Here is a 15,306-nt window from a genome sequence, read left to right as displayed (position 1 = left end):
TGAATTGCGATAGGGCCTCTTGCGGATGGCAACTATTTTCGCTGAGGCATCATACGTTTAGGAGGAAAATAAATTGAATTTAACAATATTAGGTTTTACAACATATTTTGAAGAGCAAATGATAGAAATGAAAAAACAGGCTAAATTAAAAAATTGTGTGCCTGCAAGGGTTACTTTAGAGCATAAGCATTCTTATCGGGTGTTAGCTGAAGAGGGAGAGTGGCTTGCGACAATTGCTGGTCATTATGCGTATACGTCTTTAGCGAGGGAGGACTATCCAGCAGTTGGTGATTGGGTGCTAGTGGAGAAAATGCCCGGTGAGGAACGAGCAATTATTCATCAGCTATTCCAACGAAAATCTGTATTTTCACGTAAAGTTGCAGGAACGGAAATTCAAGAACAGATTGTCGCATCAAATGTCGATATTGTGTTACTTGTTATGAGCTTGAATGCTGCTTTTAATATTCGACGTTTAGAGAGATATTTAGTGGCTGCTTGGGATTCAGGTGCAAAGCCCATTATTGTCCTGACAAAAGCTGATTTATGCGAGGATGTTTCGAGCTTAGTACAAGAAGTGGAGTCTGTAGCCTTTGGTGTGGATATCTTTGTAACGAGTGCTCTTTCAGGCGAAGGTCTAAAGGAAATTCAAACGCTATTCACAGAAGGGGTCACGGGGGCATTATTGGGGTCTTCTGGAGCAGGGAAATCCACATTAACAAATGCTTTATGTGGTGAGATACTGATGAAAGTAGCGAGTATACGTGAGGATGATGCCAAGGGACGACATACAACAACCCATCGAGAGCTAGTAGTATTGCCTGCTGGTGGCTGCCTAATTGATACGCCAGGGATGCGTGAGCTTCAACTGTGGGATCAAGGGGATAGTTTAGCTTCTAGCTTTCAAGATATTGAGGAACTAGCAACAGCTTGTCGTTATCGTGATTGTACACATCAAAAAGAGCCTTATTGTGCTGTCCAGCAAGCTATTGTAGATGGGGACTTGGACCAATATCGTCTACAAAGCTATTTTAAGCTGCAAAGAGAATTGGCTTATATGGAGCGCAAAACAAATATGCAAGCAAAACTTGAGGAGCAGCGCAAGTGGAAGCAAATAGCCAAGGGAATGAAAAAGGGGAAGAAATAATTAATAGGAGCACAGCCATGACAATTCAAAACATCAATCATTTATTGTTTTCAGTTTCTAATTTAGAGGAATCCATCACTTTTTATGAAAAAGTATTCGATGCCAAGTTGCTAGTAAAGGGGAACAGCACAGCCTATTTTGATGTAAATGGGCTGTGGCTAGCTCTTAATGTAGAAAAGGATATACCACGTAATGACATCCATCATTCCTATACACACATTGCCTTCACAATCGCTGAGGATGACTTTGATAAGATGTATGACAGATTGATGCAGCTAAAGGTCAATATTTTAGCAGGTCGGCAAAGAGATGAAAAGGATAAAAAATCGATTTACTTTACAGATCCTGATGGTCATAAATTTGAATTTCATACAGGAACTTTGCAGGATCGTTTGGATTATTATAAGCAAGAAAAGCAGCATATGGCGTTTTTTGATAACTAATTAAGGAGTGATTTTATGAATAAAGCGTTTATTTTTGATATGGACGGAACATTATTTCAAACCAATCTTATTTTAGAGCCTGCGCTCGATGCAACATTCGATGTGCTGCGGACAAATGGGCTTTGGCAGGGAGAAACACCGATAGAAAAATATAGAGAAATAATGGGGGTTCCTTTACCTGTTGTGTGGGAAACATTATGTCCTATGCATGCGGTAGAGATACGAGAAGAGAGCAATGTATTATTCCATGTAAAGCTGATTGAGCAAATACGTGGACATAAAGGTGCATTGTATCCAAACGCTGAACATACCCTTGCAACATTGTCAGAGAATTATCCGTTATACATAGCGAGTAATGGACAGGTTGACTATTTACAAGCAATCGTCGAAACCTATCAGTTGGAGCGTTTTATAAAGGGAATCTATAGCATTCAAGCCATTGCAAGTGGGCATAAATCGGATCTGGTCAAAAGAGTTGTAGATGAAAATAAAATTGATTACGGAGCAGTGGTAGGAGATCGTTCTTCGGATATCCAAGCTGCACAGGACAATCAATTACTATCAATAGGTGTTCGCTTTGACTTTGCACAAGACAAGGAGTTAGAAAAAGCAGATATAGTAATTGATGATTTAACTGATTTGCTAAAGGTTACATTAGATTAACTCAAGAAAGTGAATCAAAAAAAGGACGCTTTTATAACAGTCATTGCATTTCCTCACAAGAAGGCGTAAAATAATGCCAAATCCTATAGAAAAAGCATGGAGAAGGAAAAGTAAATTGGATTAGCATTTTGTAGAGAGCCTCTGTTGGTGGAAATGAGGTAAATGAACCCTTTTGAAAATGACCTTTGAGCTTCGTACCGAAAGCTTTTTAGCCAGTAGATTACGACGAGATGGGCACTCGTTACAACAGCAGCAGTATCTCTTTTTGAGTGAAGACGTACTGATAGAGGCAAATAGTGTGAGCTATTTGTAAATATAGGTGGTAACACGGGTATACTCGTCCTAATCAGATTTGATTAGGGCGATTTTTTTTTACTATTTTTTCTGTGAGGGGAGCAATTTAGAATGACGATTGTTATTGGAGGCGCTTGGCCGTATGCAAATGGCTCTTTGCATTTAGGGCATGTTGCCGCATTATTACCAGGTGATATTTTGGCTAGATATTACCGACAAAAAGGCGAGCAGGTTTTATATGTATCAGGCAGTGATTGTAATGGTACACCCATTTCTATACGTGCCGCACAAGAGAATACAACGACAGAGGCTATAGCTAATCACTATCATGATGAGTTTACTAGATGCTTTCATGATTTAGGATTTACCTATGATTTGTACACAAGAACGGATGCGGAGCACCACCATGAATCTGTTAAGGCCCTTTTCTTACAGCTACTGGCCAACAATTTTTTATACAAAAAGAAAATTGAACAGGCTTACTGTGAGACGGATAAACAATTCCTACCAGATCGATTTGTCGAGGGACTTTGTCCAAATTGTGGAGCGAAAGCAAGGGGAGATCAATGTGATAACTGCTCAGAAATTTTAGACCCACTAGATTTAATTGATAAGCGCTGCAAAATTTGTGGGAACGAACCTGTTATTCGGGAAACTGAGCACTTTTATTTTACCTTTAGTCAATTTCAAGGAAGGTTGGAGTCTTATTTAGCACAAGCGAAAGTCGAGAAACGTTGGCGTGACAATGCTTTAGGGTTAACGGAGCGATACTTGGCAGAGGGAGTTCCCGACCGAGCAGTAACAAGAGATTTACCGAATGGCATAGATGTTCCAGTGCCAGGTTTTGAAGGGAAAAAAATATATGTATGGATAGAAGCTGTAGCAGGGTACTTAACAGCAAGCTTGGAATGGGCAAAAGAGCATCAAATAGCCATTGAAGATTTATGGAATGAAGAGACCATTTCATACTATGTACATGGGAAGGATAATATTCCATTCCATACAGTTATATGGCCAGCCATTTTAATGGGAATTGGATCTAAGGCATTACCTACCCATATTGTATCCAATGAGTATTTAACATTAGAAAAGCGCAAATTATCTACTAGCCAGAATTGGGCTGTATGGGTTCCTTATATTTTAAGTCGTTATGATGCGGACTCTATTCGTTACTTCTTAACGATGAATGCGCCAGAAAATCGTGATACTGATTTTTCATGGCGGGAATTTATTTATAGCCATAATGGTGAACTACTCGGAGCCTATGGTAATTTTGTAAACCGTACTTTGAAGTTTATTGAGAAATCATTTGCTTGTCAGGTGCCACAAGCGGAGGTGGACAGCGACATTCGAAAACAAACTGTACAATTGTTTAATGAAGCGGGCGTTCTTATTGAAGGTGGTCATTTCAAACAGGCATTAGAGTCCATTTTTGAGTATATTCGCGGAGCTAATCGTTATTTTGATGAACAACAGCCATGGCTACAGGTAAAAGAAAACATAGAGGCAGGTAATCGTACATTAGCAACTTGCGTCTATATCATTGGGAATTTAGGACAGCTGCTGCATCCTTTCTTACCGTTTTCAGCAAAGAAAGTAAGAAATATGTTAGGTATAAATGAAATGATGTGGCATGAGCAAGTAGATCTGCCTAAAGTCATTCAAGAGGTGACACCATTATTTGAACGTCTGGATATTGAACGAATCGATGAGGAATATCAAAAACTAGTTAGGGATAGTCACTAGGATTGAAAAAGCAGTATGGCGGAAGAGCCATACTGCTTTGCTAGTTTCATTTAATTCATAACAGGTGTTAATTTTGTCACTACAATGCTATTGATCGCATTAATATAGGCTAATGCACTTGCCTTAAGAATATCAGTATCTGCTGCTTTTGCAATATACTTTTCGCCTTCATGCTCAATCGTAATTTTTACTTTACCTAAAGCCTCTTTGCCTCGTGAAACACTATTGATATTATATTCCACTAGTTTTACATCCATATTTGTAATTTCTGCAATGGCTGAATAGAGAGCATCAATTGGGCCAGAGCCTACTGCACTAGCTTTAAATACTTCACCGCCTTTACGGACCTTAACACTTGCAGAAGGGAAGCTTGTATTGCTGACGACTTGTAGATCATCAAAATCAAAGAATTGCTCACTATAATGTGTAGCATTTTTATTGTTGGCATCATGTTTTTCATAATAGCTTTCAACAATAACATATAAGTCGTGATCATATACTTCTTTCTTTGCATCGGCTAGCTTTAAGAACCCTTCAAAAATGCCCTCAAACTCCTCTGTTGAAAGATTAGTAAACCCTAATTTTTCAAGAGCATTTTTCACTGCATGGCGACCAGAGCGAGCTGTTAGTACTAGCTCCATATCATCAAGACCTACATCCTCAGGATGGACGATTTCATAAGCATCACGCGATTTTAACAAACCATCTTGGTGAATACCAGAAGAATGGGCAAATGCATTATCTCCTGTAATGGCTTTATTGACCTGTACATCTAAGCCCATAAAGCTAGAAACAAGACGTGAAGTATTCATAATTTCTTTTGTATTAATACGTGTTTCTGCATTGTAGACGGAGCCACGAGTTTTAAGTGCCATGACAACTTCTTCTAATGCAGCATTACCTGCACGTTCACCGATACCATTGATTGTACATTCTACCTTATCTGCACCATTTTTAATTGCAGCTAGCGTATTAGCCGTTGCCATTCCAAGATCGTTGTGACAATGAACACTTAAAAGAACGCTATCATCTAAGTTTTTCATACGGTCGTTTAATTTAAAAATCATTTCGCCAAATTCCTCTGGCTCTGCAAAGCCTACCGTATCAGGAACGTTAATCATCGTTGCGCCAGCTCTCATAACAGCTTCAATTGTTTTCCAAAGATATTCAAAGTCTGAACGAGAGGCATCCTCTGTGGAATACTGAACTTGCGGCAATAATGTTTTAGCGTATTTCACAGCATCCACGCCAATTTGTAAAATTTGATCTTTTGACTTGCTGAATTTTTTCTCTACATGAATATCAGATGTGCCAAGTACCATGTGAATCATCGGGTTTTGAGCATATTTCACAGCGTTATAGACAGCATCAATGTCAGCCTTTACAGCACGTGCTAATGCTGTAATCATAATGTCGTTTGTATTGCCAACCTTTTCAGCTACAGCTTTGACGGCATCAAAATCACCTTGAGAGGAAGCGGGGAATCCAGCCTCTATAATATCGACACCCAATTTTTTCAGCTGCTGTGCGATCTCTACTTTTTCGTAAAGATTTAGCTTTGCTCCAGGCACCTGTTCGCCATCACGTAAAGTTGTATCAAACACCCAAATTTTTCTTCCCATTTTCAAACACTCCTTTTTAGTGATTAGTATCTAAAATCTACACTTAGGCCAATAAGTCATTAAAAAATAAAAAAACCCGTCTCTATGTAAAAATAGAGACGAGTTTATGCTCGCGGTACCACTCTAATTGACCTTCTCTATATAGAAAAAGTCCCCTTATCGACAGCTATCACTGTCTATCCTGTTAACGGGGGAAACCGACATCCCTTACTGAAAAGTTCAGGGAGTAGCTCATGGACGAGTTCAAAATGTGTGCCTACCGATTTACACCAACCATCGGCTCTCTACAAGTACACAACCACTTTTACTATTTCCAATCTTGGCCTGCAATGTGTTGTTGAAAGCAATATTACTTGGATATTAACTTCCTGTCAATAATATTCTAAAAATTTATTTAATTCTGTCTTAAGTATTGACTATCTTATTAAATATTTGATATTTAGTGAAATGTAGTTGAAAGCACTAATAAATGTATTTTTCTGTGAGATAATTATGTGGTGAGTTAGCATATGAAAGGTAGGTAAATCATGAAATTTGTCTTTGATTTAGATGGTACTATTTGTTTTAAAGGTAAGCCATTAAGTGAAGAGATCACTAATGCTTTGGAGGCATGTAGACGGCTTGGACATGAAGTCATTTTTGCCTCAGCCAGACCGATACGTGATCTACTACCTGTATTACCGGAAACGATGAGAAAATATCCAATGGTAGGTGGGAATGGTGCATTTATTGCTCGTGATGGTGAAACAATTGAGGTAACAGCATTTACTACAGAAGTAGCTGAGGCAATTCGCCAGGTTATCACAGCCTTTCAATTACCCTATCTAGTAGATAGTCATTGGGATTATGCTTATTCAGGTAGTGAGGATCATCCAATTTACCAAAATATAGACCCTTTAAAAGCAGCTAAAAAGGTAGCCTTAGAGGATATTAGAGACATAGTAAAAGTTGTTTTATTTCCTGGAGATTATCTTGATGCTGTATTGTCTGAGCTGCAAAAGCTTCCTGTTTGTCTATATGAGCATACATCAGAAAATATTGTGGACATAAGCCCTTATGGCATCGACAAGTGGAATGGCTTATCTAAATTGGGTGTTGAGGCAGGGGAGTTTATCGCCTTTGGCAATGATGCAAACGATGCTTCCATGTTTTTGAAAGCTAAGGAAAGTGTTTGTGTAGGAGGGCATCAGGTACGTGAAATGGCCTCTTTACATGTTGCGAGCGAGGAAGCAGCTGTAATTAAGATGCTTGATATGTTAAGCGAAAAGTATAGCGGAAACATAGCAAATAGAAATACATAAAACATGAAAAAGCTGCTCATTTTCTAGAGGCCATAAGCCTAAAGAAAACGAGCAGTCTTTTATTCTACCTTAAAACGAGAGACTTGCGTGTGAAGTTCTTCTGCCATATTTGAAAGTGTTGCTGCTGAAGCTGCTACTTCTTCAATAGTAGCTAATTGTTCCTCGGAAGCAGATGCAACATTTTGTAAATTAGATGAGGACATTTGGGCAATAGTTGCAATTTCATCAAAGGAAGCATAAATTTGCTCTGCACTAGAGGACATCTCCTCTGAAACAGTCGTTGCTTCTTGGATTTGCATGGATACTTGCTCAATCAGCTCAACAATCTTAGAGAAACCTTCTTCTGCTACCTTTACTACTTGCATACCAATTTGAACCTCTTGAGTTCCAGTATCCATCACCGTTACAGCACGGTTTGTATCCTGCTGTATTTCAGAAATCAAGGTAGCGATTTGCTCAGCGGATTTTTTTGATTGCTCTGCTAACTTTTTCACTTCATCTGCAACGACTGCAAAGCCGCGTCCATGATCGCCTGCACGGGCTGCTTCAATTGCAGCATTAAGTGCTAATAAATTTGTTTGTTCTGCAATATCAGTAATAATACCAATGATATTGCCAATTTCAATGGAATGCCCGTCTAGGTTTTTAACAACACTTGCTGACTCTAAAACAGCCGTGTTGATTGTTGTCATCTGAGAGATAACACGATGTAAAGAATCATTTCCTTTCTTAGCCTCTGAATTTGTCTCGATTGCCAGTTCAGAAACAGCAGCAGTAGTAGAAGCTAATTGTTGTATACCCTTTGTCATGTTTTTCATTGCTTCTGAGCTTTCAGTTGCGTTCTTCCCTTGAGCCTCTGAGCCACTAGCAACCTCTTGAATAGAAGAAGTGATTTGTTCTGTAGCTTGTATAGTTTGCTCTGCACTAGCTGTTAACTCAGCAGCAGAGCCACTTACTTGTACAGTGTTTTGGCGAACATTTGTAATTAAATCCTTTAAATTTGTAGCCATTTGATTAAACGCAAGCGCTAAATCACCAACTTCATCACGATTCTTTATACGAATTTGTTCAGCTGTTAAGTCACCCTCAGCTATTTTTTTCGCAGCCTTAGCCATACCGTTAATTGGACGAGACATTAGACTACCAACAACCATAGCAATTATCAGACTTATGACAACAGCAAAGACTCCAAGAAGCATCATTTGGAGCTTGATGTCTTGAATTTGATTGGATGTAGCAGCCATTTTACCTTCTACATATTCATTTTGATAATTAGAAAGGTTTTCAACACGCTCGTCGAATTGTTTAATAATTAAGCGTCCTTGAGTACTATCCAATTTTTCGTACTTCTCTGTTTCTCCAGCAGCTTTTAATTCAAACATACGATCTGCAAATTGTTGAACATTTTGCTCACTTTTATTAATAGCTTCAAGCATCTTAATTGATTTTTCTGAATCTAAAGTAGCCATTAATTCTTCTGATTTTTGTTTGAATTCCTCGCGTGAGGCTTGATTACTTTGAAAGTTTTGTTTGTCTCCAAGTAGTAAGTAGCCTCGCATGCTGACAATTTCCTGTTTTGCAATCACCCGTAATTCCTGAATACTTATAGATTTAGTAGTTTGTTCCTCCAGTAATGTACGATAGGTCTTATTGACAGAATCGAGCTGTTTTATATTTAAGCCGATTGTTGTAACGAGTACCAAAATAACTATAAAAAAACCGAGTAATAATTTCTTGTAGATAGTAAATCGCATAGTTGAAATATCCTTTCTCAGTATTTAGTAGAAATGTTACAAAATAATGAAATATGTATATATATCATTTATATCAGATTATATGAATTTTACAAAGTATTATGAGTATTTCTACTGTAATTAGTAGTTTGAAAATGGGTATTAATTATATATGAAGTAATAAAAAAAGTAGATTTTATCGCTATAATGCTACTAATAATAGGGATAATTAATGGTGCATATTGAATATTAAGTCAATTTTCATAAATTTTGAAACTTTAATAGTAGTCATAACGTAGAAGCAGTAAAGGAAAAAAACAGGGGTGGAGAAAATGTATAGGCCAATTTTAAAGTTACCTAAAACAAGATCAGAAAAGATATGGGACTATATTGGTGGTAGTATATTTATTTTATCCATCTTTTATATTATATTGGCATGGGGTAAGTTGCCTGATGAAATACCTGGTCACTTCAATGGGATGGGTGAGGTTGATCGCTGGGGCGCAAAAATAGAATTATTTATTCTTCCATTCATCGGTTTATTTTTATGGATGCTAATGGGCCTGCTAGAAAAAGCACCTCATATGCATAATTATCCGTCACGTTTGGATGAAAGTAATGTAGAATCATTTTATTTGAATAGCAGAAAAATACTAAATCAAGTAAAAAATATCTGTCTCATCTTATTTGCCTTTATATCGATTCAGATGGTTCGTATTGGTCTTGGTGAGGTAAATTCATTAGGCTGGTGGTTCCTGCCCATTATATTGATAGGAGTATTTATCCCGATTATTAAAGGATTTATAACAAGCTACAAAATAAAATAGTGAGACTCAAACGCTTAGGACACCCTTAAGCGTTTTATTTTTGTGAAAAAATTTTTATAGTGTGTCACAAATGGCTGTTGATTTCAGTTATATAGATTGGAAAGGGGGGACAACATTGACTACACGAGATCCATCAAAAGAGCGATCTGATATAGATATTCAATCCATTGTGGAGCAAGTTCAATCAGGTGACACGCGTGCCTATGCAGAAATCATTCGTTGTTTTCAAAAGCAAATTTATATTTATTGTTACTATATGCTAGGAACCAAAGAGGAGGCGGAGGATGCTTCACAAGATATTTTTATTAAGGGATTAGAAAATATTCATAGATTTTCTTATACGGTTTCCTTGTCAGCATGGCTTTATAAAATTGCCCACCATCATTGTATTGATGTCATTAAAGCCAAAAATAAGGGTTATAAATTTTGGCTAAATCTGAAGCAAGAACAGGTGAAGCAGACGCAAGCTCCGATACCTGAATATGATGAGATGGTGCATAGGCTATTGGAAAACTTACATGTAGATGAAAAAAGGATTTTATTACTTCGTTCTATTGAGGAGTATAGCTTTGATGAAATTGCTGCCATTATGGATATGAAAGCAGCCACAGTAAGAAAAAAGTATGAACGATTACGTAAAAAATTGATGAAGGAAAATATGTTAGGAGGGGATATTTATGGACACTCGTTCAAAATTGGAGGATAAGGAGTTAACTCAGATAGAAAGGTTTATTCGGGAAACACCTGTGGAAGTGGATTTAGTAAGTCGGACAATGGACAAATATGAAAGCAGCCGTGATACAAAGCCGTCTGAAAAATTTAAAACTCGTAAGAACTTACGTCAAAGAGTCATGATGATTACCGTCTCCGCAGCAATGATTTTTAGTTTGATTATTGTTACAGGTTTAATTTCACCAACGATGGCTGCTACGATGAAAGAAGTGCCTTTATTATCATCTGTTTTTAAATTTACAAGGGATCTTGGTCTACAGGCCGCAGATGAAAAGGGACTCTCAACAAAATTGAATATAAGCGTTACGCATGAAGGCTTTACATTAAATGTAACAGAAGTAGTGTATGACGGTACACGTGTTGCAATTGGGATTGAACGCCATCATAAAGAAGGTGATAATTCAAAAGAAAGTTTATCAGAGCAAATTAGTAATATTGAATTTTTACTAAATGGTGAACCACTGAATAATTTTAGTGGTGTTTTTGGACAACTAAGTAAGGATAATAATTCCGCAATATTTGAATTTGCAGATTTGAAAAATCAAGGTGGAAGCCCTTTCCCAAAGCAATTTAATTTGACATTATCTGCTACAATAACTGGGATTTCTGAGCCATTTAAAATGGATATTCCAGTGAGTGATATTGGTAACAATGTAAACCTACAACCTAATATAAGTAGAAAATATAAAAATAATCAGTTTACTATTGAACAAATTATGCTAACTCCTATTACAACTAGTATTACGACAAGAATAGCCTTGCTTGATAAATCAACTTCTGTAGATTTTCGGGAAGGAATAAGTATCGAAGTTTATGATGAACAAGGGCATGAACTAAAACTAATTAATGGCAATGGTAGACGTGAGACAAATAAAGGAAATAGCGATTTCATAATGGATTTACGGCTACATCCATTTGAAACCTTACCAAAAGCTATTACAATCAAACCGTATATTCATCTTTATGACGATGAGGGATCATACCAACTGGATGAAAACGGAGACCCGAAGATTCAATACATTCCAGAGCTAGAAATAACAATACCAATTAACTCAAAAGAATAAAAAAGTAAAGAAAGTGAGGCAAAGCTCACTTTCTTTACTTTTTAGTACTTCAAACTATCCTCTTATATAAAAATAATAAGTACCAAGTAGTGCTTGTACTACAGCGTTCCCTACATTGACAACTCTCTCCTTTCGAAATTGACCAATGATGATAATTCAACGCGATTCTAGAGCCAACATATGTGTTAACGTGCCGTTCTCGAGTGTTGTTATATTCATAAGCAGGCACAAAAGTCACAGTAACTTTAAATTCATCTGTTGAGTTAATTGATTCTTCTTAAGCTGATGCGGGAATCACGTATGTAATTGCATTTGTTTCTAATTCAGAAGCACTAGCATTGATACTGAATCCACCACCGACAATAGTTGTAACTAAGACTACAGAAGCTAACTTACCAAAATACTTCTTTAGTTTTCTTCTTAATTTTGAATTAAATTCCAATAAATAATAACGTTACAAAAATACCGTGTTGTGAATTTAATGGTAAATATTATATATTTTACAATAAGTGTTTTATAATGAAATGTTGCAAAATGACTATGCATAAAATACAGTTGACCTTTTATAGAAAGAAATAATAAAAGCATTAATAAAGTAAACTTTTTTATAACTCGTTTGGTTGTAGTTTTTGTTGCCTTTATTTAAAGTAGTTTGTAAGGCTACAAAGATTATTACGTCTTATGGATATTCCAATCGATGAAAAAGTTTTTCGTAAGCTTTACAATAAAGAAAATGTATTGTTAACAGAAATAAAGGAGAATAGAAGATGACGGTAACTTTAGTGAGACACGATATCAAATATGCCGAGGCTATGCATGCGTTGTCTTCTATGCCGCAGGTTCGTGATGCCCTTGGCTTACCTGCTGGCAAGGTAGAAGACACGATTCATTTTATTAAGCGTGAACGTATAGACGAAGAAGAAGGTAAAACCGTTCCTCGTGTGGTTTTAAATGAGGAGGGGCAAGTCATTGGTGTTACATCTCTGATGTTTATAGACCATCATAAAAAGAGCTGTCATATCGGCTCTTGGCTTGGCTATCAATTTTGGGGGAAGGGCTATAATCTTGAAGCAAAAACGGCTATTTTAGATATTGCGTTTTTTGAACTGGGATTATCACGTGTATTTGCAGGAGCCCGAAAGGTTAATATCCGTTCGCAGAAAGCACAAGAAAAGCTACCTTTTGTTCGATTAGGAGTGGAAAAGGATTATCCTGAGGAGCATTCGTGGTTAGAAGTGAAGGAAAAGCAACCATGTGTGTTAAATGTTTTTGAACGAGAAGATTATGTCCGTTATCGAACATCCCTAGAAAAGGTAGAAGGGAACCGAGAAGCTTTTTTACCTCAGCTTTTATTAGCGGATGAAAGTGAAGTGGCGGTTCGAAAATATTTAGATAAGGGTACATTATATAAAATTAATTGTGGAGAACTGCTAGTGGGAGTGGCATTAGTCATTCCTCAATCTGACACTACAATTGAATTGAAGAATATTGCTATTGAAACCAAGTACCAAGGGAAGGGAATGGGCAAAGAGATATTACGACAACTTACTGAAAAATGCCGTAAGGAAGGCTATCAGGTAGTGTTGGTTGGAACGGCGAACTCAAGTATTGATAATATCGCTTTTTATCAAAAAGCAGGCTTTCGCATGGAGGCTATTGAAAAGGATTTCTTCAGTCATTACCCAGAACCAATTTATGAAAATGGTATTCGTGCATTGGATATGATTTTCTTTACAAAACAATTATAAGCAACTTCATAAAAAAATACCCGTTCAACAAATGTTGAGCGGGTATTTTTATTTACCGAGTAGTAGCGCCATTAATTTTTCCTTAGAATGAAGGAAATCGTCCAAGGTGTATTGATCTAACACGTTCAAATAGGCTTGCAAAGCTTCATACAGTACACCTTTTAGTTGACATTCTGGAGCTATTTTACATAGGTTATTCTCTTTATCGAAACATTCTACAAGATGAAAATCCTCTTCTGTATGACGAACAATTTCACCGATGGTAATGGTTTTTGGATCGATAGCAAGGCGAATACCACCGCCGCGTCCACGAATTGTTTCAATGTAACCTAATAATCCAAGCTGGTGTGTCACCTTCATTAAATGGTTTTTCGATATATTATAAGCATCTGAGATCTCTTGAATAGTTGATAATTGACCATCTTCCTTTGCGCCTAAATAAATAAGCGTGCGCAGAGAGTAGTCCGTGTATAAAGTTAAGCGCATCCGAACACCCTACTTTCTATAATTCATAATAATTATAGCATTTTTACATTGAAGTATAATATCTTCAACCTATTTTTAAAGATGTATTTATAATACATCAAATATGTCTATTTTGTTAAAGATGTATTTTATATATTGCTTTAAGAGAATGAAAGCGTTATATTGTAATCACGAAAGGATGGTAAGCGATATGTTAAAACAAGAAACAATTCAAATTATTAAAGCAACAGTACCTGTATTAGAAGTTCATGGTGTTGAAATCACAAAGACGTTTTACAAAAATATGTTTCAAGCTCATCCAGAATTACTAAATATTTTTAATCACACGAACCAAGAACAAGGCCGTCAGCAAACAGCATTAGCTAATACTGTTTACGCTGCAGCAGTTCATATTGAAAATTTAGAAGCAATTTTACCAGCAGTAATGCTTATTGCACATAAACACCGTAGTTTAGGAATTTTACCTGAACATTACCCAATCGTGGGTGAAAATTTATTAAAAGCGATTAAAGAAGTACTTGGTGATGCAGCAACTGATGACATTATTGGTGCATGGGCCGAGGCATATGGCGTTATCGCAGATATTTTCATTCAAGTAGAAGAAGAGTTATACCAAAAAACTGAGAACAATGGTGGATGGCGTCTATTTAAACCATTAAAAGTGGCGAAAAAAGTTGTGGAAAGTGACTTAGTAACTTCTATTTATTTTGTAAATGAAGATGGATCACCACTACCAACTTATGAACCAGGTCAATACATCTCTATTCGAGTGAAAGTGCCGGGAGAAGAGTATTTAATGAACCGTCAATATACACTATCACAAGCGAGTGCAGAAGATGGCTATCGTATTTCGGTGAAACGTGAAAGTGACCATACGCCAAATGGTAAAGTATCAAATTATATTCATGATCACTTACAAGTTGGTGATTTAGTAGATGTAAGTGCTCCAGCTGGATTATTTGTATTAGAAGAAACGGCTGCACCAATTACATTTGTAAGTGGCGGTATTGGTGTAACACCTTTAAACAGTATGCTGCAATCTTTAAATGATAATGCAGAGAATGAAGTGAACTTTATCCAATGTGCTCGTAATGAGAAGGTTGTAGCGTTCAGCGATGATATTCAAGGGAAAGTAAACGTATTACCGAATGCATCCTATACAGCTTTATACTCTGATGAAGACAAGCTTATTACAAAAGAATTGCTGGCTGAAAAAGTAGCTGATAATGCAGATGTATATGTATGTGGCCCTGTAGGCTTTATGGAAGCGGTTATTAAAAATTTACAGGAAATTGGCGTGAAAGATGAAAAAATTCACTATGAATTCTTTGGACCGGCCATGCAATTAGCTAAATAAAAAATAAACTCCCTGCTATGAGTAATAACTCGTAGTAGGGTTTTTTTGTTGAATAATAAGGAAGCAGATAGATGAGTTTTAAGCAATATAGAGAACATTATGCCTTGCAATTGCAGCATCTTAAAAAAGATTGAAGCTTTATATTG

At 36.8% G+C, this 15,306-nt stretch carries 13 protein-coding genes and 2 other annotated features; of the genes, 10 read left to right on the top strand and 3 right to left on the bottom strand.

What is annotated here, in order from left to right; genetic code table 11:
• The first annotated feature begins 73 nt into the window (after nucleotides 1-73).
• The 4 genes from rsgA to metG all read left to right on the top strand — a co-directional run bounded on the left by rsgA (nucleotide 74) and on the right by metG (nucleotide 4,290).
• Nucleotides 74-1,144, top strand: coding sequence for a ribosome small subunit-dependent GTPase A (gene rsgA, locus HCH28_RS14675; RefSeq protein ID WP_221681564.1), 1,071 nt, complete (start codon nucleotides 74-76; stop codon nucleotides 1,142-1,144).
• Nucleotides 1,145-1,161: 17 nt separating this feature from the next.
• A complete protein-coding gene (fosM, locus tag HCH28_RS14670) occupies nucleotides 1,162-1,587 on the top strand; it encodes a FosM family fosfomycin resistance protein (RefSeq protein WP_221681558.1) in 426 nt (141 codons plus the stop codon).
• A gap of 15 nt (nucleotides 1,588-1,602) precedes the next feature.
• Nucleotides 1,603-2,250, top strand: coding sequence for an HAD hydrolase-like protein (locus tag HCH28_RS14665; RefSeq protein ID WP_221681555.1), 648 nt, complete (start codon nucleotides 1,603-1,605; stop codon nucleotides 2,248-2,250).
• An 88-nt stretch (nucleotides 2,251-2,338) separates the two neighbouring features.
• Nucleotides 2,339-2,598, top strand: a binding site (T-box leader).
• Nucleotides 2,599-2,655: 57 nt separating this feature from the next.
• On the top strand, nucleotides 2,656-4,290 hold the full coding sequence (gene metG / locus HCH28_RS14660; protein ID WP_221681554.1) for a methionine--tRNA ligase: 1,635 nt from the start codon (nucleotides 2,656-2,658) through the stop codon (nucleotides 4,288-4,290).
• Nucleotides 4,291-4,340: 50 nt separating this feature from the next.
• On the opposite strand, the gene HCH28_RS14655 is transcribed toward metG, so the two are convergent.
• Nucleotides 4,341-5,912 carry a 2-isopropylmalate synthase gene (locus HCH28_RS14655; protein ID WP_004231834.1) on the bottom strand — a complete coding sequence of 524 codons (1,572 nt, stop codon included), beginning with the start codon at nucleotides 5,910-5,912 and terminating at the stop codon, nucleotides 4,341-4,343.
• Between the two features lie 91 nt (nucleotides 5,913-6,003).
• Nucleotides 6,004-6,242, bottom strand: a binding site (T-box leader).
• Nucleotides 6,243-6,439: 197 nt separating this feature from the next.
• On the opposite strand from HCH28_RS14655, the gene HCH28_RS14650 reads away from it, so the two are divergent.
• Nucleotides 6,440-7,213 carry an HAD-IIB family hydrolase gene (locus tag HCH28_RS14650; RefSeq protein WP_221681550.1) on the top strand — a complete coding sequence of 258 codons (774 nt, stop codon included), beginning with the start codon at nucleotides 6,440-6,442 and terminating at the stop codon, nucleotides 7,211-7,213.
• Between the two features lie 59 nt (nucleotides 7,214-7,272).
• Here HCH28_RS14650 and HCH28_RS14645 read toward each other — a convergent pair whose 3' ends face one another.
• A complete protein-coding gene (locus tag HCH28_RS14645) occupies nucleotides 7,273-8,967 on the bottom strand; it encodes a methyl-accepting chemotaxis protein (protein ID WP_221681548.1) in 1,695 nt (564 codons plus the stop codon).
• Nucleotides 8,968-9,278: 311 nt separating this feature from the next.
• Between HCH28_RS14645 and HCH28_RS14640 the strand changes: the two genes are divergently transcribed.
• From HCH28_RS14640 to HCH28_RS14625, 4 genes are all read left to right on the top strand, one after another.
• The gene (locus tag HCH28_RS14640; protein WP_221681540.1) at nucleotides 9,279-9,773 is read left to right on the top strand and encodes a DUF1648 domain-containing protein; all 495 of its coding nucleotides are present in this window, start codon (nucleotides 9,279-9,281) and stop codon (nucleotides 9,771-9,773) included.
• A gap of 115 nt (nucleotides 9,774-9,888) precedes the next feature.
• Entirely contained in the window at nucleotides 9,889-10,479 is a 591-nt protein-coding gene (locus HCH28_RS14635) for an RNA polymerase sigma factor (protein ID WP_221681539.1), read from the top strand.
• The gene (locus HCH28_RS14630; RefSeq protein WP_221681537.1) at nucleotides 10,451-11,569 is read left to right on the top strand and encodes a DUF4179 domain-containing protein; all 1,119 of its coding nucleotides are present in this window, start codon (nucleotides 10,451-10,453) and stop codon (nucleotides 11,567-11,569) included. The genes HCH28_RS14635 and HCH28_RS14630 overlap by 29 nt, the downstream gene beginning before the upstream one ends.
• Before the next feature lie 767 nt (nucleotides 11,570-12,336).
• Nucleotides 12,337-13,317, top strand: a complete 981-nt coding sequence (locus HCH28_RS14625) for a GNAT family N-acetyltransferase (RefSeq protein WP_221681535.1) — start codon at nucleotides 12,337-12,339, stop codon at nucleotides 13,315-13,317.
• Between the two features lie 48 nt (nucleotides 13,318-13,365).
• On the opposite strand, the gene HCH28_RS14620 is transcribed toward HCH28_RS14625, so the two are convergent.
• Nucleotides 13,366-13,803, bottom strand: a complete 438-nt coding sequence (locus HCH28_RS14620; protein WP_004231845.1) for an Rrf2 family transcriptional regulator — start codon at nucleotides 13,801-13,803, stop codon at nucleotides 13,366-13,368.
• Nucleotides 13,804-13,993: 190 nt separating this feature from the next.
• Between HCH28_RS14620 and hmpA the strand changes: the two genes are divergently transcribed.
• On the top strand, nucleotides 13,994-15,160 hold the full coding sequence (hmpA, locus tag HCH28_RS14615; RefSeq protein WP_221681533.1) for an NO-inducible flavohemoprotein: 1,167 nt from the start codon (nucleotides 13,994-13,996) through the stop codon (nucleotides 15,158-15,160).
• The last annotated feature ends 146 nt before the right edge of the window (nucleotides 15,161-15,306 follow it).

Origin of the sequence: Lysinibacillus sp. K60, assembly GCF_019731275.1 — a bacterium.
In the GTDB taxonomy this organism is placed as follows: Bacteria; Bacillota; Bacilli; order Bacillales_A; family Planococcaceae; genus Lysinibacillus; species Lysinibacillus capsici.
Note: the sequence above shows the minus strand (reverse complement) of the source record. Positions and strands in the feature narration are given on the sequence as shown.

What these genes read in the sequence shown, in the direction of transcription:
- HCH28_RS14665 (WP_221681555.1), top strand. Translation starts at nt 1,603, where the DNA reads ATGAATAAAGCGTTTATTTTTGATATGGACGGAACATTATTTCAAACC.
- HCH28_RS14630 (WP_221681537.1), top strand. Translation starts at nt 10,451, where the DNA reads ATGGACACTCGTTCAAAATTGGAGGATAAGGAGTTAACTCAGATAGAA.
- metG (WP_221681554.1), top strand. Translation starts at nt 2,656, where the DNA reads ATGACGATTGTTATTGGAGGCGCTTGGCCGTATGCAAATGGCTCTTTG.
- HCH28_RS14645 (WP_221681548.1), bottom strand. Translation starts at nt 8,967, where the DNA reads ATGCGATTTACTATCTACAAGAAATTATTACTCGGTTTTTTTATAGTT.
- HCH28_RS14655 (WP_004231834.1), bottom strand. Translation starts at nt 5,912, where the DNA reads ATGGGAAGAAAAATTTGGGTGTTTGATACAACTTTACGTGATGGCGAA.
- HCH28_RS14640 (WP_221681540.1), top strand. Translation starts at nt 9,279, where the DNA reads ATGTATAGGCCAATTTTAAAGTTACCTAAAACAAGATCAGAAAAGATA.
- HCH28_RS14620 (WP_004231845.1), bottom strand. Translation starts at nt 13,803, where the DNA reads ATGCGCTTAACTTTATACACGGACTACTCTCTGCGCACGCTTATTTAT.
- fosM (WP_221681558.1), top strand. Translation starts at nt 1,162, where the DNA reads ATGACAATTCAAAACATCAATCATTTATTGTTTTCAGTTTCTAATTTA.
- HCH28_RS14625 (WP_221681535.1), top strand. Translation starts at nt 12,337, where the DNA reads ATGACGGTAACTTTAGTGAGACACGATATCAAATATGCCGAGGCTATG.
- hmpA (WP_221681533.1), top strand. Translation starts at nt 13,994, where the DNA reads ATGTTAAAACAAGAAACAATTCAAATTATTAAAGCAACAGTACCTGTA.
- HCH28_RS14650 (WP_221681550.1), top strand. Translation starts at nt 6,440, where the DNA reads ATGAAATTTGTCTTTGATTTAGATGGTACTATTTGTTTTAAAGGTAAG.